This window comes from Rhodobacter sp. NTK016B (assembly GCF_017303295.1).
Classification (GTDB): domain Bacteria; phylum Pseudomonadota; class Alphaproteobacteria; order Rhodobacterales; family Rhodobacteraceae; genus Pararhodobacter.
In genome coordinates this window covers 174,094-196,497 of sequence record NZ_JAFKOK010000010.1, presented here as the reverse complement: position 1 = coordinate 196,497, position 22,404 = coordinate 174,094, and the positions used below count along the sequence as shown (strand labels likewise).

At 66.4% G+C, this 22,404-nt stretch carries 22 protein-coding genes; 14 read left to right on the top strand and 8 right to left on the bottom strand.

What is annotated here, in order from left to right; genetic code table 11:
• The first annotated feature begins 44 nt into the window (after nt 1-44).
• The 4 genes from JI664_RS14715 to lpdA are packed head-to-tail and all read left to right on the top strand — an operon-like array spanning nt 45 to nt 2,824.
• The gene (locus JI664_RS14715) at nt 45-587 is read left to right on the top strand and encodes a L,D-transpeptidase family protein (RefSeq protein ID WP_207014503.1); all 543 of its coding nucleotides are present in this window, start codon (nt 45-47) and stop codon (nt 585-587) included.
• Nucleotides 584-988: an MAPEG family protein gene (locus JI664_RS14710; protein ID WP_286174106.1), complete on the top strand. Its 405-nt coding sequence runs from the start codon at nt 584-586 to the stop codon at nt 986-988. The genes JI664_RS14715 and JI664_RS14710 overlap by 4 nt, the downstream gene beginning before the upstream one ends.
• 8 nt (nt 989-996) lie before the next feature.
• Nucleotides 997-1,386, top strand: coding sequence for an MAPEG family protein (locus JI664_RS14705; protein ID WP_207014502.1), 390 nt, complete (start codon nt 997-999; stop codon nt 1,384-1,386).
• A 49-nt stretch (nt 1,387-1,435) separates the two neighbouring features.
• Complete coding sequence (gene lpdA / locus JI664_RS14700; protein WP_207014501.1) at nt 1,436-2,824, top strand: dihydrolipoyl dehydrogenase; 1,389 nt, start codon at nt 1,436-1,438, stop codon at nt 2,822-2,824.
• Between the two features lie 200 nt (nt 2,825-3,024).
• Here the strand turns inward: lpdA and JI664_RS14695 are convergent, their stop codons facing one another.
• Both JI664_RS14695 and JI664_RS14690 read right to left on the bottom strand, forming a co-directional pair.
• Nucleotides 3,025-4,392 (bottom strand): aspartate aminotransferase family protein, encoded by a 1,368-nt coding sequence (locus JI664_RS14695; RefSeq protein ID WP_207014500.1) that lies wholly within the window; start codon nt 4,390-4,392, stop codon nt 3,025-3,027.
• 11 nt (nt 4,393-4,403) lie between these two features.
• The gene (locus JI664_RS14690) at nt 4,404-5,174 is read right to left on the bottom strand and encodes an IclR family transcriptional regulator (RefSeq protein ID WP_207014499.1); all 771 of its coding nucleotides are present in this window, start codon (nt 5,172-5,174) and stop codon (nt 4,404-4,406) included.
• A 156-nt stretch (nt 5,175-5,330) separates the two neighbouring features.
• On the opposite strand from JI664_RS14690, the gene JI664_RS14685 reads away from it, so the two are divergent.
• Genes JI664_RS14685 through JI664_RS14665 form a run of 5 tightly spaced genes read left to right on the top strand, consistent with a single transcriptional unit; the run spans nt 5,331 to nt 11,078 of the window.
• Nucleotides 5,331-6,269 (top strand): tripartite tricarboxylate transporter substrate-binding protein, encoded by a 939-nt coding sequence (locus tag JI664_RS14685; RefSeq protein WP_207014498.1) that lies wholly within the window; start codon nt 5,331-5,333, stop codon nt 6,267-6,269.
• 54 nt (nt 6,270-6,323) lie between these two features.
• Entirely contained in the window at nt 6,324-6,872 is a 549-nt protein-coding gene (locus tag JI664_RS14680; RefSeq protein WP_207014497.1) for a tripartite tricarboxylate transporter TctB family protein, read from the top strand.
• 12 nt (nt 6,873-6,884) lie between these two features.
• Entirely contained in the window at nt 6,885-8,381 is a 1,497-nt protein-coding gene (locus JI664_RS14675; protein WP_207014496.1) for a tripartite tricarboxylate transporter permease, read from the top strand.
• Nucleotides 8,362-9,846: an aldehyde dehydrogenase gene (locus JI664_RS14670; RefSeq protein ID WP_207014495.1), complete on the top strand. Its 1,485-nt coding sequence runs from the start codon at nt 8,362-8,364 to the stop codon at nt 9,844-9,846. Before JI664_RS14675 ends, JI664_RS14670 begins: the two co-directional genes overlap by 20 nt.
• Nucleotides 9,843-11,078 (top strand): Tm-1-like ATP-binding domain-containing protein, encoded by a 1,236-nt coding sequence (locus JI664_RS14665; RefSeq protein ID WP_349768733.1) that lies wholly within the window; start codon nt 9,843-9,845, stop codon nt 11,076-11,078. The genes JI664_RS14670 and JI664_RS14665 overlap by 4 nt, the downstream gene beginning before the upstream one ends.
• A gap of 109 nt (nt 11,079-11,187) precedes the next feature.
• On the opposite strand, the gene JI664_RS14660 is transcribed toward JI664_RS14665, so the two are convergent.
• On the bottom strand, nt 11,188-11,658 hold the full coding sequence (locus JI664_RS14660) for a hypothetical protein (protein ID WP_207014493.1): 471 nt from the start codon (nt 11,656-11,658) through the stop codon (nt 11,188-11,190).
• Nucleotides 11,659-11,843: 185 nt separating this feature from the next.
• Here JI664_RS14660 and JI664_RS14655 point away from each other — a divergent pair, with 185 nt between their 5' ends.
• Nucleotides 11,844-12,269 carry a SufE family protein gene (locus JI664_RS14655; RefSeq protein ID WP_207014492.1) on the top strand — a complete coding sequence of 142 codons (426 nt, stop codon included), beginning with the start codon at nt 11,844-11,846 and terminating at the stop codon, nt 12,267-12,269.
• A complete protein-coding gene (locus JI664_RS14650; RefSeq protein WP_207014491.1) occupies nt 12,262-13,080 on the top strand; it encodes a sulfite exporter TauE/SafE family protein in 819 nt (272 codons plus the stop codon). Before JI664_RS14655 ends, JI664_RS14650 begins: the two co-directional genes overlap by 8 nt.
• A 3-nt stretch (nt 13,081-13,083) precedes the next feature.
• On the opposite strand, the gene JI664_RS14645 is transcribed toward JI664_RS14650, so the two are convergent.
• Entirely contained in the window at nt 13,084-15,603 is a 2,520-nt protein-coding gene (locus JI664_RS14645; RefSeq protein WP_207014490.1) for an ABC transporter permease, read from the bottom strand.
• Nucleotides 15,600-16,331 carry an ABC transporter ATP-binding protein gene (locus tag JI664_RS14640; RefSeq protein ID WP_211201708.1) on the bottom strand — a complete coding sequence of 244 codons (732 nt, stop codon included), beginning with the start codon at nt 16,329-16,331 and terminating at the stop codon, nt 15,600-15,602. The genes JI664_RS14645 and JI664_RS14640 overlap by 4 nt, the downstream gene beginning before the upstream one ends.
• Between JI664_RS14640 and JI664_RS14635 the strand changes: the two genes are divergently transcribed.
• On the top strand, nt 16,330-17,037 hold the full coding sequence (locus tag JI664_RS14635; protein WP_207014489.1) for an arylesterase: 708 nt from the start codon (nt 16,330-16,332) through the stop codon (nt 17,035-17,037). The two genes, JI664_RS14640 and JI664_RS14635, sit on opposite strands and share 2 nt — an antisense overlap.
• Before the next feature lies 1 nt (nt 17,038).
• Here the strand turns inward: JI664_RS14635 and JI664_RS14630 are convergent, their stop codons facing one another.
• The 3 genes from JI664_RS14630 to clpS are packed head-to-tail and all read right to left on the bottom strand — an operon-like array spanning nt 17,039 to nt 19,282.
• Nucleotides 17,039-17,845 (bottom strand): SDR family NAD(P)-dependent oxidoreductase, encoded by an 807-nt coding sequence (locus JI664_RS14630; protein ID WP_207014488.1) that lies wholly within the window; start codon nt 17,843-17,845, stop codon nt 17,039-17,041.
• Nucleotides 17,842-18,912 (bottom strand): class I SAM-dependent methyltransferase, encoded by a 1,071-nt coding sequence (locus JI664_RS14625; protein ID WP_207014487.1) that lies wholly within the window; start codon nt 18,910-18,912, stop codon nt 17,842-17,844. The genes JI664_RS14630 and JI664_RS14625 overlap by 4 nt, the downstream gene beginning before the upstream one ends.
• 25 nt (nt 18,913-18,937) lie before the next feature.
• Nucleotides 18,938-19,282 carry an ATP-dependent Clp protease adapter ClpS gene (gene clpS / locus JI664_RS14620; RefSeq protein WP_109533913.1) on the bottom strand — a complete coding sequence of 115 codons (345 nt, stop codon included), beginning with the start codon at nt 19,280-19,282 and terminating at the stop codon, nt 18,938-18,940.
• Nucleotides 19,283-19,372: 90 nt separating this feature from the next.
• Here clpS and JI664_RS14615 point away from each other — a divergent pair, with 90 nt between their 5' ends.
• Together JI664_RS14615 and JI664_RS14610 are read left to right on the top strand one after the other, a co-directional pair.
• Entirely contained in the window at nt 19,373-20,068 is a 696-nt protein-coding gene (locus tag JI664_RS14615) for an HAD family hydrolase (RefSeq protein WP_207014486.1), read from the top strand.
• A 178-nt stretch (nt 20,069-20,246) separates the two neighbouring features.
• A complete protein-coding gene (locus tag JI664_RS14610; RefSeq protein ID WP_349768732.1) occupies nt 20,247-22,373 on the top strand; it encodes a D-alanyl-D-alanine carboxypeptidase family protein in 2,127 nt (708 codons plus the stop codon).
• Nucleotides 22,374-22,404 lie beyond the last annotated feature (31 nt).

The window sequence follows — 22,404 nt, the reverse complement described above, 5'->3', positions numbered from 1 at the left end:
TGCGTCCCTGCACTCACCGCCCCTATCCGCCGGAGCCCTCGGCCATGAACCGCCGCACCGTTCTTTTGTCCTTCGCCTCGGCCCTTGCCATCGGCACCGCAAGCGACGCGCAGGCGCAGCTGTTCCGCCGCGGCCCGCCCGACATGGCCCCGGCGCATGAACAGGCCGATTTCGTGCTTGTCCTCAAGGGCGCGCGCCGCCTGATCCTGTACCGGCAGGGCCAGCCGATGCGGGAATACCGCATCTCGATGGGCGACGGCGCCAATGACGGGCCGAAGCGCTTCGAGGGCGACGGTCGCACGCCCGAGGGCACCTATGTCATCGACTGGCGCAACCCCAATTCGCTGGCCTATCTGAGCCTGCACATCTCGTATCCCAACGAGCAGGACGTGGCCTATGCCGCCTCGCATGGCCGCAGCGCCGGGGGCGACATCATGATCCACGGCATCAACAATGGCTGGGGATTCCTTGGCGCCCTGCAGCGCACCCGTGACTGGACGGCGGGCTGCATCGCCGTCACCAATGGCGAGATGCGCGAGATCTGGTCGCTCGTCCCCGATGGAACCGTAATCGAGATCCGCCCATGATGCCCGGCCTGACCCCTGAACTCGCCGCCCTTGCGGCCCTCGCCTTTGTCCATTTCGGGACGATCTTCGTCGCGCAGCGCTTTCTGACGCGCGATATCGGCGCCGAGGGCAATACCGGCACGCGCGAAAACCTCGACGAACGCCTGTCGCCGCTGACCAAGCGCCTGCGCCGCGCAACGGATAACTTCACCGAGAATGTCGGCCCCTTCATCATCGCCGTTCTGGTCGTGGTGCTGGCGGGCCAGACCTCGACCGCGACCGCCGTTCTGGCATGGATCTATGTCGCCGCGCGGGTTCTCTACGTGCCTGCCTACGCGCTGGCCTGGGTGCCGTGGCGGACGGTGATTTTCAGCGTGGGCATGCTGTCAACGCTGGCGCTTCTGGTTCTCGGCCTTATCTGAGGGGCATGATGACACCCGAACTCACCGTCCTGACCCTCGCGGCGCTTCTGCAGGCGCTGCAATTCGCGCTGTTCTCAGTTACCGCTCAGCAGCAGGTCGGCTCGAAATACGCGGCCTCGCCGCGCGATGAGCCTCGGCAGCTGACCGGCCTTGCCGGGCGCGCGCACCGGGCGATGAACAATCATTTCGAAGGCCTCATCCTGTTTACCATCGCGGTGCTGGTCGTCACGCAGGGCGGCCAGTCAACGGGCGTGACGCAGGGCGCGGCCTGGACCTATCTCGGCGCGCGCGTGCTCTACGTGCCCGCCTATCTCTTCGGCTGGGTGCCCTGGCGCTCGGCCATCTGGTTCGTGGGATTTCTCGCCACGATACTGATGCTGATTGCGGCGCTGATCTGAGCGCTGCCTAGGACTGGCCCCAGGACGGGGCATACGGAAGGAATTGACCATGGCTGACTTCGACCTCATCGTCATCGGCGCGGGCCCCGGCGGCTATGTCTGCGCTATCCACGCGGCGCAGCTGGGCCTCAAGGTCGCCTGTGTCGAAGGGCGCGAGACGCTGGGCGGCACCTGCCTCAATGTCGGCTGCATCCCCTCGAAGGCGCTGTTGAACGCGACCCACCACCTGCACGAGGCGCATGAAAACTTCGCCAAGATGGGCCTGATGGGCGACGCGCCGACGGTCGATTGGGAAAAGATGCAGGCCTACAAGCAGGACGTGGTGAACGGAAACACCAAGGGCATCGAATTCCTGTTCAAAAAGAACAAGGTGACTTGGCTCAAGGGCTGGGGCTCGATCCCCGAGGCCGGCAAGGTTAAGGTCGGCGACGACGTGCATTCGGCGAAGAATATCGTCATCGCCACCGGCTCGGAAGCGGCCTCGCTGCCGGGCGTCGAGGTCGATGAGGAGGTGATCGTCACCTCGACCGGCGCCCTGTCGCTGGGCAAGATCCCGAAATCGGTCGTGGTGATCGGCGCGGGCGTGATCGGTCTGGAAATGGGCTCGGTCTATCAGCGGCTCGGCGCCGAGGTGACGGTGGTCGAATATCTCGACGCGATCACGCCGGGCATGGACGCCGAAATCGCCAAGAACTTCCAGAAGATCCTCACCAAACAGGGCTTCAAATTCGTCCTCGGCGCAGCGGTGCAGAAGGCCGAGAAGAAAGACGGCGGCGCCAGCGTCACCTACACGCTGAAGAAAGACGACAGCGAACACACGATCGACGCCGATATCGTGCTGGTCGCGACGGGCCGCAAACCTTTCACCGATGGTCTGGGTCTGGCCGATCTGGGCGTCGAGATGGAAAAGCGCGGTCAGGTCAAGATCGACGATCACTGGGCGACGAGCGTCAAGGGCATCTACGCCATCGGCGACGCCGTGGTCGGTCCGATGCTGGCCCACAAGGCCGAGGATGAGGGCATGGCCGTGGCCGAGGTGATCGCCGGCAAGCATGGCCACGTCAACTACGGCGTGATCCCGGGCGTGATCTACACCGCGCCCGAAGTGGCCAATGTCGGCAAGACCGAGGAACAGCTGAAAGAAGCGGGCGTCGACTACAAGGTCGGCAAATTCCCTTTCATGGGTAACGCGCGTGCCAAGGCCGTCTTCCAGTCCGAGGGCTTCGTCAAGCTTCTCGCCGACAAGAAGACCGACCGCGTGCTGGGCTGCCACATCATCGGCCCGGGCGCGGGCGACCTGATCCATGAAATCTGCGTGGCGATGGAATTCGGCGCCTCGGCGCAGGACGTGGCCCTGACCTGCCACGCGCACCCGACCTATTCGGAGGCGGTGCGTGAAGCCGCCCTTGCTTGCGGCGACGGCGCGATCCACGCCTGAACAACGCGCCAGCGGCAGGCCCCGGGGCTCAGCCCGGGGCCACAGTCGGCCACGTGGCGTATGTCCGGCAAAGTGAAAGAGAGGCGCGGTCGAGAGATCGCGCCTTTACCTTTTCTTAACCGCGCATCTTTGTTCCCCAAATATCCTCGGGGGGTGAGCGCGTCAGCGCGAGGGGGGCAGACAGCCCCCCTCTCTTAGCCTCACAGCGCGCGGAAGCCCGCGTCGAGGGCGTTCAGGATCACCTGTACATCGTCCGCCGTCAGAACCAGCGACGGCGACAGGATGATGTTCGGCCCCGAAACCCGCACCATCGCGCCGTTTTCATAAGCGACCTGCTGCACCTTCGCGGCGGTGGCCTTGTCGGGCGCGGCCTTGGTCGCGCGGTCCGAGACCAGTTCAAGCGCCACCATCAGCCCGTAGCCGCCGCGCACGTCGCCGACGACGTCATAGCGCTCCTTCAGGGCCTGAGCGCCTGCGAAAAGCTCGTCGCCGCGGGCCTTGGCATTCGCCGCGACATCCAGCCGTTTCGTTTCCGCAAGGCAGGCCAGAGCCGCCGCCGCGCCGACCGGGTGGCCGGAATAGGTATAGCCATGGCCAATCGCGGCCTTGCCGGTCTCGTCCTTCTCAAAGACCTCGGCCACGCCGTCGGAGATCATCGTCGCGCCGAAGGGGAAATAGCCGTTGGTGATCGCCTTGGCGGTCGACATCATGTCGGGCTGCACCCCCCAGAGCCGCGAGCCGGTCCAGGCGCCGGTGCGGCCGAAGGCGGTGATGACCTCGTCGGCGATCAGCAGGATGCCGTTTTTGCGGCAGATCTCGGCCACGCCGGGCATGAAGCTTTCATGCGGGACGATGACACCGCCGGCGCCAAGGATCGGCTCCATGATCATCGCGGCGATCGTGCCCGCGCCCTGAAAGGCGATCTCGTCTTCCAGCGCCTGCAGGCAGAGCTGCGCCAGACGCGCGGGATCGCTTTCGTTGAACGGGTTGCGATACGGATAGGGGGCCGGGATGTGATAGCAGCCGGGCAGAAGCGGCTCGTACATCGTGCGGAAATTGGCGTTGCCGTTGACCGAGGCGCCGCCGAAATGCGTGCCGTGATAGCCTTTCTTGAGGGACAGGAATTTCACCCGCCCGGCCTCGCCGCGGATCTTGTGGTATTGCCGCGCGAGCCTGAGCGCGGTTTCCACGCTGTCGCCGCCGCCCGAGGTATAGAAGGCGCGCGACAGACCGTCCGGGGCGAAGAAGTCCTTCAGTTCCTCGGCCAGCTCGATCACCTTGTCATTCGAGGTGCCGCGGAAGATCGAGTAATAGGGCAGTTCGTCCAGCTGGCCCGCAATCGCGTCTTTCACCGGCTGGCAGGAATAGCCCAGGTTCACGTTCCAAAGGCCGCCCACGCCGTCGACCACGCTATGGCCGTCGATATCGGTGATCCGCACGCCCTGACCGCCGGTGACGATGGTGGGTGGGTTCTTGTGGTGATCGGCCGGGTGGGTCATCGGGTGCCACAGGTGGCGGGCGTTGTTGGCCTTGAGGAAATTTTCGTCGCGGGGTTTGGTGGCGGGCATCGGAAGCTCCCTTAATATGTGATGCGATGTTCGGCTGAAGGCCGCCCGCCGAGCCGCGTGGTCGCAGCATGGGCGGCGGTTTCGAGGGCGGCGATGATCTGGCGTTCGTGGTCTTCTCCGGCGCGCGAGGCGGGGATCGCCACCGCCAGCGCGCCCGTTGCATAGCCGTCGGGGCCGAAGATCGGCATGGCGATGCCGTAGACTTCCGCCTCGTAGGTCTGGTCGGCCACGGCAAAACCCCGGTCCCGGGCCCGGCTGACCATGCCTTCAAGCGCCGCGCGCGAGGTAGGGGTCATGCCGGTCACCGCCGTCAGCGTCCGCGCCAGCACGCGTTCCTGTTGTTCGGGTCGCGAAAAGGCGGTGACAGCGATGCCCGATGCGGTGGCGTGCAGCGGCAGGACCAGTCCGGGTTCGATATAGACACGGTTGGCGCGGCTGGGCTCGACCACGCCGATATTGGCGAGATCGCGGCCCGAGATCAGCGAAGCATGGGCTGTTTCGCCCGTCTCTTGCGCCAGTTTTTCAAGGATCGGCGTCAGCACGCGGGTGACCGGCTGAGCGTGTTCACGCAGCCGGGCAAGCCGCAGGACCCCGGCGCCCAGGCGCCAGCGTTTGGTTTCGGGATTCTGCTCAACGAAGCCGCATTCGGCCATATCCGACAGCATTCGCAGCACCGTGGCCTTGTCGATTCCCGACTGCCGCGCAAGGTCCGAGAGGCCGATCTCGACCACTTTGTCGGTGAAAAAATCCAACAATCTCAGGGCTTTTTCGACGGTTCGCATCGGGTCTCCGGCGGGCGGGGCGAAAAACACTCATTGCAGGCGCAAGAAAAGCCTTGACCGAATCCGGACCGTCGCGCAAGCTAATTTTGAAACGTCGGTGTATATAATGAACCGATGAACCATAAGATCAAACGACAACCGACAAGGAGAATCCCGATGAAGTTTCCCGTCTCTCTTGCGCTGGCCGCAGCGATGGCGCTGCCCGCCGGTGCGGTCCTGGCCGAATATCCCGAAGGCCCGGTCGAATTCATCGTGCCGTGGCCGCCGGGCGATCTGGAAGACGTGCTGACCCGCATGATCGCCGAGGATTTCCAAGAGGCTTACGGCCAGCCGGCGGCGGTGGTGAACCGTCCGGGCGGTGGCGGTGGTCCGTTCCCCGGTGCCATCGAAGTGGCCAGCGCGCCCGCCGACGGCTCGATGGTCGGGTCCTTCGTGATCGGCGTGCCGGTCGTCGGGCCGACCCTTGGGATCGAAGAGCTCAGCCCCGATCCTTTCGTGCCGGTGGGCATCTTTCTGACCTATCCCTTCGTTCTGGCGACCTCGGGCTCGTCCGAGTTCCAGACGATGGACGAGCTGGCAGCCTATGCGCAGGACAACGAGGTTCTGCTGGGCCATTTCGGCGCCGCGCTGACCCCGACCGCCGTGAGCTTCGCGCTGGCTGAAACGATGGGCTTCAGCTGGGGCGCGGACGCGGCCTATGACGCGCTCGATTGCAACACGCTGGCCTCGGGCGATGTGGATGTGATCAACACCACGATCCAGCTGATCATGCCCTGCCTCGACGATGTGACGATTCTGGCCTCGGTGACCGGCGAGCGGCTGGCACTGGCGCCCGATGCGCCGACCGTGGGCGAGATCGCGCCGGATCTGGCGATTTCGCTGTGGAACGGCCTCTTTGTGCACAAGGACACGCCGCAAGAGGTGATCGACGCCATCGCCGCCGTCGCGCAAGAGACCATCGCCTCGGAGCGCGCGCAGACCTTCGCCGCCGAAACCGGTGCGCAGATCTACTGGCAGGACACGTCCGAGGCCACGGCCCAGATCGAGAGCGACATCGCCACGATGGCGCGGATCGACGAACTGACCGCCGAGTAAGCAACCCGGCCCCGGCGACCGCATCGCCGGGGCCTTTTTCGATACGGGATCCGCATGAGCGACGATCATCACGACCTGTTAGAGCTGACCCACCCGCCCCATCACCGCGCCGAAATCGTCTTCGCCGTTGCTTCGTTCCTTGTGGCGGTGGCGCTGGCTGCGATGTGGTCGTCGGAAACCGCGTGGGCCAACGGACAACCCTGGAGCCGGCAACCCGGCCTGTGGCCGCTAATCGCTATCGTCGGCATGCTGGTTTTCGGCGCCGGAGAACTGGTCGCCTGTCTGGTGCGCAACGCCCGGGCCGGCGGGGGTAACGTTCTGGCCGAACTGGGGACTTGGGCCAAGGCGGGCGAGTATGTCGCGTGGTTCCTGATCTATGTGATGGCGGTGCCCTATATCGGCTATCTGCCCGCTTCGGTCCTGTTCGCCACGCTGCTGGCGTTCCGGCTGGGCTATCGCGGGCTGACGCTGCTGCTGGCGCCGCTGATCGCGCTGGGCATCGTCGTGGTCTTCAAGGCCGGGCTGTCTGTCCGTATTCCGGGGGGCGCGGTCTATGACCTGCTGCCGCAGGGTTTGCGCAATTTCCTTGTCGTCTATCTGTAAGAGGGTCCTGACTTGGACACATTCATCGACGCGTTGGCCATCGTCTCGCGCTGGGATGTCATCGCCGCGCTGATCGCCGGGTCGGTCGGCGGCGTGATCATCGGTGCGATCCCCGGCGTCGGCCCGGCCGTGGCCATCGCCATCCTGTTGCCCGCGACCTTCGGCATGGAGCCAATCGTCGGGCTGACGCTGCTCTTGGGGATCTATGGCTCGGCCCTGTTCGGCGGCTCGATCCCGTCGATCCTGATCAACACGCCCGGCACGCCGGTCAACGCGCTGACCACCTATGACGGCTACCCGATGACCAAGGCGGGCGAAGCGCCGCGCGCGCTGGGGCTGAGTTTCGGCTCTTCGTTCTTCGGCGGGATCTTCGCCGTGGTCGCGCTGATGCTGCTGTCACCGGTTCTGGCCAAGGTCGCCCCGATGTTCGGCTCGCGCGAGATCTTCCTTGCCGCGCTTTTGGGCTGCATCTTGGTCGTCGTCGCGCATCGCGGTCAGTCGCTGGCGGCGGGGGCGCTGCTGATGTTCGGGCTGTTCCTGAACACTGTGGGGATGGAGGCCAACACCTATTCCCAGCGCTTCACCTTCGATCTGGGCTTCCTGACGCAGGGTGTCGACCTGATCGTCGTGGTGCTGGGGCTGTTCGCGGTGTCGCAGGCTTTCGTGCTGCTGATCGGCAAGGACGATCCCGGTGAGGCGCCGACAATCAGCGGCAGCGTCGCCAAGGGCATCCGCGAGGTGTTCCGCCACCCGCGCGTCGCCACCGCCGGGTCGCTGTCGGGCACGATCATGGGGATCATCCCCGGCGTGGGCGAGTTCACCTCGCAATTCCTCAGCTACAGCTTCGCGCGGGCGACGTCGAAAAAGCCCGAGCTGTTCGGCAGGGGCAGCCCCGAAGGGTTGATCGCCTCGGAAACCGCCAATAACTCGGTCCCGCCCGCCGCCATGGTGCCGCTTCTGGCGCTTGGCATCCCGGGCGAGGCGCTGACGGCCATGATGCTCAGCGTGTTCTACGTCCATAACGTGATCCCCGGTCCGGGCCTGTTCCGCGACCAGATGGATTTCGTCATGGCGCTCTATATCTGCCTTGCCTTGCTGAATATCCTCGCGCTGGCCTTTCTGCTGGTGGCAACGAAGCCGCTGCTGAAAGTGCTGGTGATCCCCAATCGCTATCTGGGGATGATTATCCTGACACTCAGCTTCGTGGGCATCTATTCGCTGCGCAACTCGGCGGTCGATTGCATGATGGCGGCGGCCTTCGGGCTGCTGGGCGTGATGCTGAAGCGGCTCAACCTGCCCATCGTGCCGATCATCCTTGGCATGGTTCTGGGCGGCATCATGGAAACCAAGTTCCGCACATCGCTGCCGCGGATCCGGTCGCTCTATTCGTGGATTGACCGGCCCGTTGCCATGGCAATCTTTTGCCTCATCTGCATTGTTCTGGCGCTGCACCTCTGGGGTTTGTGGCGCGACTGGAGGAGAAAACGGAATGGATCAGTCCAGCATTGATGCGCTGGCGCAAACGCCGGTCGGCCCGCAGGGCCTGTTCATCGGCGGCAAATGGGTGTCGGCTATGGGTGGCGCGTCGCTGCCCGTAACCTCGCCCATCGACGGACGCGAATTCACGCAGATCGCCGATGCCTCGGCCGGGGATGTGGACCTTGCGGTGAAGACCGCGCGCGCGGCCTATCAGTCGGGCGTCTGGTCGCGCGCTGCACCGGCCGAGCGCAAGAAGGTGATGTTTCGTATCGCCGAGGCGATCGAGCGCGAGGCGCTGGCGCTGGCCGTTCTGGGCGTGCGCGATAACGGCACCGAGATTTCGATGGCCTTCAAAGCCGAACCGATGAGCGCAGCGGGCACCTTCCGCTATTACGCCGAGGCGCTCGACAAGGTCGGTGGCGAGATCGCGCCCACGGCGGGGAATGTGCTGGGCCTTGTGCACCGCGATCCGGTGGGGGTGGTCGGCGCCATCGTGCCGTGGAACTTCCCGATGATGATCGGCGCGTGGAAGATCGCCCCGGCGCTGGCGATGGGCAATTCGGTGGTGCTGAAACCGTCGGAAGTGGCCTCGCTCTCGCTGCTGCGGCTGGCCGAGATCTGCGCCGAATGCGGCCTGCCCGACGGCGTGCTGAACGTCGTGACCGGCGCGGGCGCCACCTCGGGTGAGGCGCTGGGCTTGCATATGGATGTCGATGTGCTGGTCTTCACCGGCTCAGGTGGCGTCGGGCGCCGGTTGCTGGAATATTCCGCGCGCTCGAACCTCAAACGCGTCTATCTGGAACTGGGCGGCAAATCCCCCAACATCGTCTTCGCCGACGCGCCCGATCTGCGGCAGGCGGCCAAGGTCAGCGCGGCGGGGATCTTCCGCAATTCCGGGCAGGTCTGCGTCGCGGGTTCGCGGCTGTTGGTCGAGCGCTCGGTACACGAGGAATTCGCCGAGATGCTGGCGCAGGAAGCCCGCGCGATGAAGATCGGCAACCCGTTGCAACTGGACACGCAGGCGGGCGCGATTTCGAGCGAGGCGCAACTCGCCCGCGTGCAGCATTTCGTCGAGAAGGCGCATGAAGAGGGTGGCGCTCTGATGGCGGGCGGCGAGCGGATCCTGACCGAGACCGGCGGCAGCTATTACGCGCCGACGATCTTCGACAAGGTCTCGCCCGAAATGACACTGGCGCGCGAAGAGGTCTTCGGCCCGGTCGCCGCGATCACGCCCTTCGAGACCGAAGAAGAGGCGCTGCGCATCGCCAACGGCACCGATTACGGCCTTGCCTCGGCGGTGTGGACCGGCAATCTGAGCCGCGCGCATCGCATGGTCCGGGCCATCGACGCGGGCGTCGTGCACGTCAATACTTATGGCGGCGCTGACAATACCGTGCCGCTGGGCGGGCACCGCCAGTCCGGCAATGGCCACGACAAATCGCTTCACGCGCTCGACAAGTATGTGAACCTCAAGACCGCATGGATTTCGCTGTGACTGACCGGACCATTCTCGTCGTTGGCACCTACGACACCAAGCAGGACGAACTGGGCTATCTGGCCCAGGTCATCCGTGCGCAGGGGGGCGGGGTGACAACCATGGATGTCAGTGTGCTGGGCGACCCCGCGCAGCCCACCGATTATTCCAAGCACGATGTCGCCGAAGCGGGCGGTTCGTCCATCGCCGAGGCGATCGAGGGCGAGGACGAAAACCTCGCCATGCAGATCATGGCGCGCGGCGCCGCGACGCTGGCAGCCCGGCTGCAGGCCGAGGGCGTGGTGGACGGGGTGATCGTGCTGGGCGGTACGATGGGCACGGATCTTGCGCTGGATCTGTGTGCGGCGCTGCCGCTGGGCGTGCCGAAATACATCGTCTCGACTGTCAGCTTCTCTCCGATGATCCCGCCCGAGCGGCTGGCGGCAGATGTGCAGATGATCCTGTGGGCGGGCGGGCTTTACGGACTGAACTCGGTCTGCAAGGCGTCGTTGTCACAGGCGGCGGGCGCCGTGCTGGGCGCAGCGCGGGCGGTTGAGAAACCGTCGCGCGACCGGCCCCTGATCGGCATGACCTCGTTCGGGAAGACGGTGCTGAGATACATGGTCGCGCTCAAACCCGCGCTGGAAGAGCGCGGGTTTGAGGTTGCGGTGTTCCACGCCACCGGCATGGGGGGGCGCGCCTTCGAAGCGCTGGCCGCCGAGGGCGCTTTCGCGGCGGTGTTGGATTTCGCGCCGCAGGAAGTGGCCAACCACTTGCATGGTTCGGCCATCAGCGCGGGGCCCGACCGGCTGACGGCGGCAGGCCGCGCGGGCGTGCCGCAGATCGTCTCGATCGGGTGCTACGACCTTGTGGACCTTGTGGGCTGGCAGCCCATGCCCGAGCATCTGCTCGACCGCCCGGCCCATGCGCATAACCGGCTGCTGACCTCGATCGTCATGAATGCCGAGGAACGCCGCGAGATGGCGCGCACGCTGTGCGAGCGCCTGGCACAAGCGACGGGGCCGGTGGTGTGCCTGCTGCCTGTGCAGGGCGGCAACGAATGGGACCGGCCCGGCGGCCCGCTCTCGGATCCCGAGGCGCTGGCGGCGTTCGTGGACGAGATCCGCGCCGCCTGTCCGGCGAATGTGCGGCTGATCGAAATGGATGCGCATATCAACGACCCGGCCTTTTCCGAGGCGGCGCTGGCGGTGGTCGATGGCTGGATCGAAGCGGGCGTGCTGCCCAAGGGGTAACGGGGCAGGAGGGCTGTCTGCCCCCCTCGGCGCGGGCGCGCCTCACCCCCCGAGGATATTTTCGGATCAAAGATGACAGGGGCGCGCGGCGCGTGCCTGTGCGTGCCGTTCAGCGGCGGGCGCGGCGGCTGTTGGTTTCGCCCACAACCACCACTTCGACCGTTGTGTCGAGCTGGGCCTGTGTCATCGCATAGACCGCCGAGATCGTGCGGGCGGCGGCGCTGGGTGCGGCAACCGGGGTGCGCGGCGCGGCGGCGACGAAGCGGAAGGTCAGCACGCCGCCCTGCGGACGACCGAAATTCTCGGCCACCAGTTGTGGGTCCCACCAGCCCGCCGAGGGCATCACCGCATCGGCGCGGATGATCGCGCCAGACGAGGTGCGCTCGATCGTAAGGCCCGTGACCTGCGGCACGAGCGGGCGGAAATCGGCGACATTGCTGGTCTCGCCCAATTCGGGCCGCGCGGCTTCTTCCGACGAGGAGCCGAACCAGTTGCGGGGATTCATCCGCGAATCGCGCAGGCCGCCGCAGCCGGCGACACTCAGCGAGGCGATCAGCAAAAGCGCGAGCGGGGTTTTCATGGGGTCCCTCCACGAGGCAGGCCAAAGACGCAGCGGATGCGCCCTTCCGCGTAGCGCAAACGGGCGCGGTTGAAAAGGGCGGGCTGGACCTTTGGCGCGCGCGGGCCTAGGTCTGGCATCGCAAGGCGCGCGCGGGCGACGGCGTGCGGGCGCGCGCGAAGAGATGGCAGCAGGCGGGGCGGCAGATGGCGCAGGACGAGTTCGACGAGATCGCGGAGACCTTCGATTTCCTGGACGATTGGGAAGAGCGGTATCGCCATGTCATCGAGCTGGGCCGCGAGCTGCCCGAGATGGACGAGGCGCTGAAAGTACCCGCCAACAAGGTCAATGGCTGCGCCAGTCAGGTCTGGCTTTTCCCGCGCATCGAGAACGGGCATTTCGACTTCATGGGCGACAGCGACGCGATGATCGTGCGCGGGCTGATCGCGGTTCTGCACGCGCTTTATGCCGGGCGTCCGCTGGCCGAGGTGCCGGGTGTCGATGCGGGCGGGGCGCTGAAACGGCTGGGGCTGGACGAGCATCTGTCTTCGCAGCGCTCGAACGGCCTGCGCGCCATGGTCGAGCGGATCCGGCTGGTCGCGGCGCAGGCGCTGGATGGCGACGATGCCTGATCCCACCTTGCTGGCCCTGATGGTGGCGATGCTGGCGGTGATCGGCGGGTTCGCCGGGATCATCGCCGGGCTTCTGGGCGTGGGCGGCGGGATCGTGCTGGTGCCCGCATTTTTCTACGCCTTCACGCTGCTGGGCTATGCCGGTCCGCAACTGATGCAGGTCTGTCTGGCGACCTCGCTGGCGACGATCATCGTCACCTCGCTGAAATCGGTGCGTACGCATAACAAGCGCGGCGCGGTCGATTGGGAGATCCTGAAAGCCTGGGCGCCCTGGATCGCGCTGGGCGCCATTGTGGGCGTGCTGGCGGCGTCGGGCCTGCGCTCGGTCGTGCTGCAGACCATCTTCGGCGTCGTTGGCGTCGTCGTCGGTTTGTATCTCGCGCTGGGGCGCGATTACTGGCGGCTGGGCGAGACGATGCCCAAAGGCGCGGGGCGCGTGGCGACCGGGTCGGGGATCGGCTTTCTGTCGGTCCTGATGGGGATCGGTGGCGGCTCGTTCGGTGTACCGCTGATGACCTTGTTCGGGGTACCGATCCACCGCGCGGTCGCGACGGCGGCGGGGTTCGGGATCACCATCGCCGTGCCCTCGGTTCTGGGCTTTCTGCTGATGCCGATCGACGCCCCGCCGCCCTACACGCTGGGCGCGGTCAACATCCCCGCCTTCCTGCTGGTGATCGCGATGACCAACCTTACGGCCCCGCTTGGCGTGAAGCTGGCGCATGCGATGGACCCCAAGCCGCTGAGGCGCGTCTTCGCGGTTTTCATCATGCTGATGGCGCTCAACATGCTGCGCAAGGCGCTGGGCTATTGACGGCTATTCCTGCGCGCGCAAGATACCGGCAGGACGCGCGGCGAGCGGTCTGAGCGCGAAGACGAGGCCCGCGATCAGCACCGCAAGGATGCCGCCCACGACGACGCCAAGCGCCGAGAGCGGGGCGAAGCGATAGGTCAAGTCCATCACCTGCGTGATCACTGCCCAGGCGGCCAGCCCGCCTGCGCCGATGGCCACAAGGCCCGCCGCGCCGCCCATCAGCACCGAGCGCAACGCGAAGCTCAGCAGGATGCGGCCCCGCGTGGCGCCCAATGTCTTCAGCACGGCAGCCTCGAAAACCCGCGCCCGCTCGCCCGCCGCCGCCGCGCCGATCAGCACGACGAAGCCGGTCGCCAGCGTTGCGAGCGCGGCAATCGAGGTGGCAGCGGCCAGCGCATCCAGCGCCTCGGCCACGCGTTCGGTGGTTTCGCGGATCGGGATGGCGGTGACGTTGGGCAGGGCGTTGCCCACCGCGCGCAGGATCGCGCCTTCGGTTCCCTCAGGTGCGCGCAGCGTGGCGATGACGGTATGCGGCGCCCCAGCAAAGGCAGCGGGGTTGAAGGTCATCACGAAGCCGATGCCGCCGGTCGAGAAATCCAGCTCGCGGAAATTGGCGATGGTGCCGGTGATGTCGCGGCCCAGCACGTTGACGGTGATCGTGTCGCCCAGAGCGAGGCCCAGCTCAGCGCCCTCTTCGGCGCCGAAGGAAATCAGCGGCGGACCATCGTAATCTTCGGGCCACCATTCGCCCTGCGTCAGCCGCATGTCCCCCTGTTCGGCGGCATAGGTCACGCCCCGGTCGCCGCGCAGGACCCAGTGGCTGCCGTATTCACGCGCCGGGCGGCCGTTGATCTGGCTGATGACGCCGCGCAGTTGGGGCGCAAGCTGGATGTCGTGGACGCCGTCGAAGCCCGACAGGATCTCGCGGAACGGCTCAACCTGATCGGGCTGGATATCGAGAAAGAAGAAGGTCGGTGCGCGCTCGGGCATCTCGGTCGAGATGGCGTTGCGCAGGTTGGTGTCGATCTGCCCCACTGACGCCAGCACGGTCAGGCCCAGCCCCAGCGACAGCACCACGGCCACCGCGCCCTCGCGCGGGTTGCCAACGGCCCCAAGCGCCAGCCTGAGCGCGGTCAGGCCGCGAAGCGCCCGGGCGCGGGCAGCCCGCCGGGCCAGCACGCGCAGCACCAGCGCCACGACCGACAGGATCACCAGCGCCCCGGCAATGCCGAGTGCCGCGCCAAGCGCCAGTTGCCACGTGCCCGAGAACAACACCGCCGCACCGATCAGCCCGGCCACGCTGATGATAAGCGCCAGCAGCGGGCCAAGGCGGGGGCGTCCCCGGGACTCGCCGCCGATGCCGCGAAACAGCGCCGCCGCGCGGACCTGTTCGACGCGCGAAAGCGGCCAGAGCGTGAAGACCAGCGCGGTCAGCACGCCGTAGAGCGCGGCCTCGCCCAAAGGTTGCCAGTAGATCCCGGCCTGAAGGGGGACGGGCAGGCTTTCCTGCGCGAAGGGCGCCGCCACCAGCAGCGCGCCCGCGCCAAGCGCGACGCCCAGCCCCACGCCCAGCAAGGTCAGCGCGCCGATCTGCATGAAATACACGGCGAAAATGGTTCGTCCCTCGGCGCCCAGCGTCTTCAGCGTGGCGATGACGCCGGTCTTGGCGTCGAGATAGGCGCGCACCGCAGCCGAGACGCCGATCCCGCCCACGGCCAGACCGGCAAGCCCGACCAGCACCAGAAACGCGCCGATCCGGTCGACGAACCGCGCGACGCCGGGCACCGCGCGGGTGGAATCGCGCCAGCGGATGCCCGCATCGTGGAACGTGTCGATCAGCGAGCGGCGTACGCGCTCCAGCGTGTCGCCGTCATTCAGAACCAGCCGGTAGGAGGTCTCGAACATCGACCCTGCGCCCAGCAGACCCGCGTCGCGCAGCGGGGCAAGACCAACGAGCGTGCGCGGCCCCAGCGCAAAGCCGGTGCTGACGCTGTCGGGTTCGCGTTCCAGCGCGGCCATCAGGGCGAAATCCTGCGTACCCAGCCGGACCGTATCGCCCACTTCCAGCCCCAGCCGGTCGATCAGCACCGGCTCAAGCGCGGCCCCGGGCAGGCCGTCGCGGCCCGCAAGTACCTCGGCCACAGGCATGTCGGGGGCGAAACGCGGCTCGCCCACCAGGGGCCAGTTGGCGTCGATGCCCTTCACCTGCGTCAGCGCGCGGTCGCCATCGGGGCCCACCGCCATCGAGCGGAAATCGACCACCTCGGCCCAGGCGGCGGCGTTCTCGTCCAGCCATGCGCGTTCTTCGTCGCCCGCGAAGCGATAGGTCAGTTCAAGCTCGGCATCGCCGCCCAGCAGCGCGCGGCCTTCACGGGCCAGCCCGGCCTCGATCGCCGAACCGACCGATCCGACGGCGGCGATGGCGCCCACGCCCAACGTCAGGCACAGCAGGAAAATGCGGAAGCCGCCAAGGCCCCCGCGCAGTTCTCGACGGGCCAGACGGGCGGCAATGGCAAGGCTCATTGCGCGGCCTCGGACCGGGTGTTCTCGGGCCGGCTCTTGCGGGTCTCGCCGTCGATGCTGCCGTCGCGCAGCCCGATCACCCGGTCGCAGCGGTCGGCCAGTTCGGGCGCGTGGGTCACCAGCACCAGCGTCGCGCCGTGCCGGTCGCGCAGACCGAACAGAAGCTCCATGATCGCCTCGCCATTGGGGCCGTCCAGATTGCCCGTCGGCTCATCCGCCAGCAGGATCGCCGGGCGCGGCGCGGCGGCGCGGGCCAGCGCCACGCGCTGCTGCTCGCCGCCCGACATCTGCGCGGGATAATGATGCATCCGCTTGGCAAGGCCGACGGCGGTCAGCTCGGCCTCGGCCCGCTCGAACGCATCCTTGCGGCCCGCCAGTTCCAACGGCGTGGCGACGTTTTCCAGCGCAGTCATCGTCGGGATCAGATGGAAGGACTGGAACACCACGCCCATATTGCCGCGCCGAAAGCGAGCGAGGGCGTCTTCGTTCATCGCCGTCAGGTCATGGCCAAGCGCCATGACGCTGCCGCCCGTGGCGCGCTCGAGCCCGCCCATCAGCATCAGAAGCGAGGATTTGCCCGACCCCGACGGGCCGATCAGCCCGACCGACTGGCCTTGCTCAATTTCCAGAGAGATCCCTTTCAGGATCTCGACAGCCCCGGCATTGCCTTGCAAGGTCAGAGAGGCATCACGCAGCGACAGAACAGGCGAGACGATGGAATCCGGCATGAAAAAAGTCCTTTGTACCTTCAGCCGATATGGGGTCTCGGGCTGGGCAGGCAAGCTTCGCGGGGCTGTGACACTTGGCCTTTTCACGCTGACGGCGGGAATTTCCGTCGCGCAGGCCGAAACGCTGCGGATCACGGCACTGGGGGATTCGCTGACGCAGGGCTACGGGCTGGAGCAGGGCGAGGGGCTGGTGCCGCAATTGCAAGCATGGCTCGATGAGCGCGGCCACGATGTCGAGATCGTCAATGCGGGCGTCAGCGGCGACACCACCAGCGGCGGCCTTGCGCGGCTCGACTGGACGCTGTCGGACGGACCGGATGCGATGATCGTGGCGCTGGGCGGCAACGACCTGCTGCGCGGGATCGACCCGGCGCTGAGCCGTGACAATCTCGACCGGATCCTGACGCGCCTGGACGAGGAACAGATCCCCGCGCTCTTGGTCGGTTTGCCCGCGCCCGGCAATTACGGCCCTGAATTTCAACAGGATTTCGCTGCGATCTATCCCGAGCTGGCGGACGAGCATGGCGCGCTTCTGGTGCCCGACATGCTGGCGCCGCTGATGGCGCGGGTCGAATCCGGCGCGGCGCCGTCCAGCGTTTTGCAAGGCGATATGGTCCACCCCAACCCGGCGGGGGTGGCGCTGGTTGTCGATCATCTCGGCCCGGTCGTCGAAGAGCTGCTGACGCGGGCCGAGGGCAATTCGTGACTTAATGCGCCGGGCGCTGGACGGTATCGAGAACTGAGCGCCCGCCATCCAGCGTCATCACCTGCCCGGTCATGAAGCCCGAGGCCCCCGACGCCAGAAACTGCGCCAGATCCGCGACTTCCGACGCCGTGCCGATCCGGCTCAGCGGCGTGCCCTGAATGATCGAGTCGCGGTATTCGGGATGCTCTGCGATCGTTTCACGCAGGGTGCCCGACATCAACGAGCCGACCGCGATGGCATTGACCCGGATCCCTTGATGGGCCAGCGCCACGCCCATCGAGCGGGTCATCTGTTCCAGCGCGGCGTTCGAGATCGAAAAACCCATCAGTTGCGGCTGCGTGCGATGCGCGGCAATCGACGAGATGTTGATGATCGTCCCGGCTTCCTGCGGTTTTTCATCCGCCTGCTCGGCCTGCAGGATCATCCGGCGCGCCACCGCCTGCGAGGTGCGCAGCGCGACATTGAGATTCTGGTCGAGCAGCGTTTCGACGGAATCGTCCGACGGGTCCATAGGATCGGTCAGCATGAAGGACCGGGTCGCGTTGATCAGCACGTCGACGCGGTCGAACGCATCGAGCGTGGTCGACAACAGGTTCGCCACCGCCAGCTTCTCGCGCAGATCGCCCGCGAAGAGACGGCAGTTTTCAGAACTGGCGAGATCGTCGCAATTGCTCTTGAGCCGCTTCTCGTTCTGGTCCGAAAACACGACATTCGCGCCTTGGTCCAGAAAGTGCCGGGCGATGGCGTGGCCGATGCCGGTCGCGGCGCCGGTGATGATGGCGGTCTTGCCCTGAATCGAGAAACTCATGCGCGGCGCCCCCGGTTATGCGACACGCGGCTGCGCGCTGAGGGGGCGGCGACGGCGCGTTGCGGCGCCTCGGCATGGAAGATCTTGAAGCTGTTGGTGCCGGGCAATTCGCCGTGTTTGCGGAAGCACTCGGCCAGCGTCGCCTCGTAGGGCAGGTGACGATTGGCAACCATGAAAAGCTGACCCGAGGGTTTCAGCATCGCGGCGGCGGTGCGGATGAACTGGGCGCCCAGCCGGGGATTGGCGTCGCGGCCCTGATGGAAGGGCGGGTTCATGACCACCACGTCGAGCTGCAATTTCAACGGGTTGGTAGCGTCGGCCCAGTGGAAGCGCGCGCGTGGATCGGTGACGTTCTCTTTCGCACAATCGAGCGCGCGAATGTCCGATTCGATCAGGTGCAGTTCGGCCAGACCCGGTGCCATCGCCAGCAGTTGGGCCGACAGATAGCCCCATCCGGCGCCCATATCGGCGGCCACGCCTTTCAGCCCCGCCGGGAACGTGGTGGCGAGCAGCGCCGAGGCCGGGTCGATCCCGTCCGACGAGAAAAGGCCGGGCAGCGTGCGGTAGCTGCGTGTTTCGTCCTGCGCCTGACCGGGCAGGGCGCGCCAGTCGGTCAGTCCGTCTTCGCTGGCTGTCGTGTCGAACCATGCGATCTTGCCGTGACCCTTGGCTATCGCCTCGCTCAGATCGACGCGGGCGCGCAGATCCTTGAGCGTGGTGTCGGCGCCGTCGGTCTTCTGGCCGTCGACGATCACCGGCCCGCGGGTCATCGCCACGGCCTGCGCCAGCAGGTCGCGCCCCTCGGCGCGGCTGCGCGGCAGACAGACCATGGCGGCGACATAGGGCCCTTCGGCCGCCGGGACACAGCTGTAACCCTGCGCCTGAAAGGCCGAGACATCGGCGGCATGGGGCGACACGATCACCACCCGCTCGCGCGGGAGGGGGGTGAGCAATTCGCCCGAACGGGGGTGGAAAACGGCTATCGTGCCCGCATCGGGCAGCATCAGACCTGCCTCGAGGGCAAGCTCGAGCCGCAGCGCGCGCGGCGCCGGATCATTGAGGGACATGCGCGTCACAGGGCGCGTGAACGCCCTACTCCTTTTCCAGGGTGCATTGCAGCGGATGCTGATGGCGCCGCGCGAAGTCCATGACCTGCGCGACCTTGGTTTCGGCGATCTCGTAGCTGAAGACGCCGACCACGGCGAGGCCCTTCTTGTGGACCGTCAGCATGATCTCGAACGCCTGGCTGTGATTGAGCCCGAAGAAACGTTCCAGAACGTGGACGACGAATTCCATCGGCGTATAGTCGTCATTGAGCAGCAGGACCTTGTACATCGGCGGCTTTGCCGTCCGCGTGCGCGTCTTCAGCGCAATACCGGGATCGCCGGGATCGCCATCGCCGTCCTTGCGCTCAGTCATCGTGGGGGACAGAACCATGCGGTGTTTGAGCCTGAGTGACAGATTCGAGTTAAGCCGACTATATAGCGCCGAATGTTCTCAAGAAAACCCTAGCAGCCGCGAGCACCCATGCAACTGACCACGATCGGGCTCGATGCCGACGATACGCTCTGGCATAACGAGCGCTTCTTTACCCTGACGCAACAGCGTTTCGCCGAGCTTCTGGCCGATTACGCCGAGACCGAGCATCTGGCCGAGCGGCTCCTGGATGCCGAGCAGCGCAATCTCGGGCAGTACGGTTTCGGCATCAAGGGCTTCGTTCTGTCGATGATCGAAACCGCGATCGAGGTGACCGAGGGGCGCGTGCCCGGCTCGGTGATCGGCCAGATCATCGCCGCAGGGCAGGATATGCTGGCCCATCCGATCGAGCTGTTGCCCGGGGTGCAGGAAACCATCGAACGCCTTGCGGACCGGCACCGGCTGGTGCTGATCACCAAGGGCGATCTTCTGGATCAGGAGCGCAAGCTTGCGCAATCGGGGCTGGGCGATCTGTTCGACGCGGTCGAGATCGTCAGCCACAAGACGCCCGAAATCTATGCAAGGATCTTCGACAATCACGGCGACGGGGCCGCGCAGGCGCTGATGGCGGGGAATTCGATGAAGTCCGACGTCGTGCCGCCCATCGAGGCCGGGGCCTTTGGCGTCTTCGTGCCGCATGGGCGGGAATGGGCGCTTGAACGCGCCGAAGCGCCCGAGGCTCATCCGCGCTTTCGGCGGATTTCCACCTTGTCGGAATTGCCTGACCTTCTCGATCATCTGCGCTGATCCCCGATGTAGTGGTGGCTGCCCGCGCCCCTGCAATATCTGGGATGTACATGAACAACGCACGAAAACACATTGAAAAGGCGGGGGGTTTTCAGGTCCGGGGATAGGTGCTAGTCTGAACTCAGAGCATTAATGACGTCCCCGCGTAAGACGGGGCGCAGAGGCAGAGGACAGGCACGTGACAACGCACACCGGGCGTTGGTTCCGCGGCTTTGGTATCTTGAGAGTGGCGACCTTTCTGGTCGTTCTGATCGCGCTTGGCGTGACAACGCGCGCTCAGGCTCAGCCCTATGCTGGGCTTCTCATGGATGTCCGGACCGGCGAGATCCTTTTCGAGACCGACAACTCCAATGCGCGGCTTCATCCCGCGTCGTTGACGAAGATGATGACCCTCTACATCGCCTTCGAGGCGTTGGAAAACGGCGAGATCGACGCCGATACGCGGGTCCGGATTTCGTCCCATGCGGCGTCGCAGCCGCCCTCGCGTCTGGGGTTGCGCTCGGGCCAGGAGATCGCCTTTCGCTACCTGATCCGTGGCGCGGCGCTGCGCTCGGGCAACGATGCGGCGGTGGCGATTGCCGAGGCGCTGGAAGGGTCTGTCTCGGCCTTTGCCGCGCGCATGAACCGGACCGCGCGCGCGATCGGCATGACGCGAACCCATTTCGTCAATCCGCACGGCTTGACGGCGTCGACGCATTTGTCGTCGGCCCGGGACATGGCACTGCTGGCACGCCAGCTTTATTTCGACCACCCCGATTACTACAACATTTTCTCGCGCATGTCGGACAATGCCGGCATCGCGACGGTGCGCAACACCAACCGGCTTTTCCTGAGCAGCTATCGCGGTGCCGACGGCATCAAGACGGGTTTCACCAACGCGGCCGGCTACAACCTTGCCGCGATGGCCGAGCGCAACGGCGTGCGGATGTTGGCGGTGGTGTTCGGCGCGCGCTCGTCGCCCGACCGTCTGCGGCGGGTCTCGGCGCTGCTGGATCGCGGATTCCGCGATGCGCCACGCCGCGTGGCGACACGCAGGCCGCCAAGACCCGATTACGTGCGGGGGGCCGATGATCGTGGCGGCGGTGTCGCGGCCGGGCGCACAATCCGGCTGCAGACCGCGCCCGCGCGCTCGATCTTCCCGCGTCCGCGTCCGGGCCCCGATGTGGCGCCCCCCGCCGAGATGCCCGCCGAAATGGTGGCGGCCTTGCGCGAGGGTATCGACGAGGTGCTTGATGACGTGCTCGAACCCGAGCCCGGGGATCAGCCGGTCGAGGTGGCCGATGCTGTCTCCGAAGCGCTGACCATCGCCAGCGAGATCGAGGATGGGGCCGACGGCACCGAGATCGCCGAGGGCGAAGTCGATGCCGAAGCCGCAGCCGAGACGATGATCGCCGCCATCGCGCCGCAGGCCTCGCCGATGCCGCCCGCCCGACCCGAAGTCGCGGTGGTTCAGCTTGTACAGGACGAAACCGAGGCCACGCCCGACGCCCCCGATCACGGCGTCGAAGTGGCGCGGGCCGGGTCCAGCGCCATCGATGCGAGCATCCACGCGGCACTTGCCGAAAGCGGGGTGCCGGTTCCCGAAGCCGGCGCGAGCGTCGGCGCGCAGGTGGCCGAGGCCGCACCCGAGCCGCGTCAGTTCGAGCACGATCCCGACAGCGTCACGGCAGCCGAGGTCACGCCCGACGGGTTGCTCATCCCCGGCCTGCCGCCGATTGCGATCACCGAAAGTGGCGGTCGCGCGGTTGACGCGACCGAGACAACGCAACCGGCGCCCGAAACCGCCCTCGCCGCCGTGCAGCCGCCTGCTGCGCCCACCCCTGCTGCTCCGATTCTGCCGCAGATCGAGCCGGTCGCGCAGGATCTGTCGGTGGATGACGATGGCCGCATTCTGTGGCGTGACGAGGAATTGCTGACTGCGCTTGATGAAGAAGATCCGGAAAATCCGGTGCTGCAGCCTACGATCGTGCTGACCTCGTCGCTTGAGGACACGCCCGACGAGACCGAGGACGAGCGCGCGCCCGAGATCATTACCCGGGTTTCGACCTCGGGCGGGCGTCTGTGGCGCGTCGAGCTGGGCCGCTTCGGCAGCTCGTTCGAGGCCGACCGCGTGTTGCTGAGCGTTGCGCTGTCCGAAGCGGCGACCCTGGGCAACGGCGTCCTGCGGGTCGTGCCGCGTGGCGGGCGCCATGTGGCCGAGGTCAATTCGCTGACCGAGCAGGAAGCCGAGCTTGCCTGCCTGCGCCTCGCTGCACGCAACCAGACCTGCAACGCCTATGGCCCGCAGGCCGGGGCTGACGGCTGACAGCGGTTCTCACATGACCAGATACGAAAGA

Coding starts and splice junctions, on each gene's coding strand:
- JI664_RS14640 (WP_211201708.1), bottom strand. CDS start 16,331: ATGCCGGATTCCATCGTCTCGCCTGTTCTGTCGCTGCGTGATGCCTCT.
- lpdA (WP_207014501.1), top strand. CDS start 1,436: ATGGCTGACTTCGACCTCATCGTCATCGGCGCGGGCCCCGGCGGCTAT.
- JI664_RS14635 (WP_207014489.1), top strand. CDS start 16,330: ATGAAAAAAGTCCTTTGTACCTTCAGCCGATATGGGGTCTCGGGCTGG.
- JI664_RS14670 (WP_207014495.1), top strand. CDS start 8,362: ATGGATCAGTCCAGCATTGATGCGCTGGCGCAAACGCCGGTCGGCCCG.
- JI664_RS14650 (WP_207014491.1), top strand. CDS start 12,262: ATGCCTGATCCCACCTTGCTGGCCCTGATGGTGGCGATGCTGGCGGTG.
- JI664_RS14630 (WP_207014488.1), bottom strand. CDS start 17,845: ATGAGTTTCTCGATTCAGGGCAAGACCGCCATCATCACCGGCGCCGCG.
- JI664_RS14615 (WP_207014486.1), top strand. CDS start 19,373: ATGCAACTGACCACGATCGGGCTCGATGCCGACGATACGCTCTGGCAT.
- JI664_RS14690 (WP_207014499.1), bottom strand. CDS start 5,174: ATGCGAACCGTCGAAAAAGCCCTGAGATTGTTGGATTTTTTCACCGAC.
- JI664_RS14645 (WP_207014490.1), bottom strand. CDS start 15,603: ATGAGCCTTGCCATTGCCGCCCGTCTGGCCCGTCGAGAACTGCGCGGG.
- JI664_RS14685 (WP_207014498.1), top strand. CDS start 5,331: ATGAAGTTTCCCGTCTCTCTTGCGCTGGCCGCAGCGATGGCGCTGCCC.
- JI664_RS14660 (WP_207014493.1), bottom strand. CDS start 11,658: ATGAAAACCCCGCTCGCGCTTTTGCTGATCGCCTCGCTGAGTGTCGCC.
- JI664_RS14625 (WP_207014487.1), bottom strand. CDS start 18,912: ATGTCCCTCAATGATCCGGCGCCGCGCGCGCTGCGGCTCGAGCTTGCC.
- clpS (WP_109533913.1), bottom strand. CDS start 19,282: ATGGTTCTGTCCCCCACGATGACTGAGCGCAAGGACGGCGATGGCGAT.
- JI664_RS14710 (WP_286174106.1), top strand. CDS start 584: ATGATGCCCGGCCTGACCCCTGAACTCGCCGCCCTTGCGGCCCTCGCC.
- JI664_RS14655 (WP_207014492.1), top strand. CDS start 11,844: ATGGCGCAGGACGAGTTCGACGAGATCGCGGAGACCTTCGATTTCCTG.
- JI664_RS14680 (WP_207014497.1), top strand. CDS start 6,324: ATGAGCGACGATCATCACGACCTGTTAGAGCTGACCCACCCGCCCCAT.
- JI664_RS14695 (WP_207014500.1), bottom strand. CDS start 4,392: ATGCCCGCCACCAAACCCCGCGACGAAAATTTCCTCAAGGCCAACAAC.
- JI664_RS14705 (WP_207014502.1), top strand. CDS start 997: ATGACACCCGAACTCACCGTCCTGACCCTCGCGGCGCTTCTGCAGGCG.
- JI664_RS14715 (WP_207014503.1), top strand. CDS start 45: ATGAACCGCCGCACCGTTCTTTTGTCCTTCGCCTCGGCCCTTGCCATC.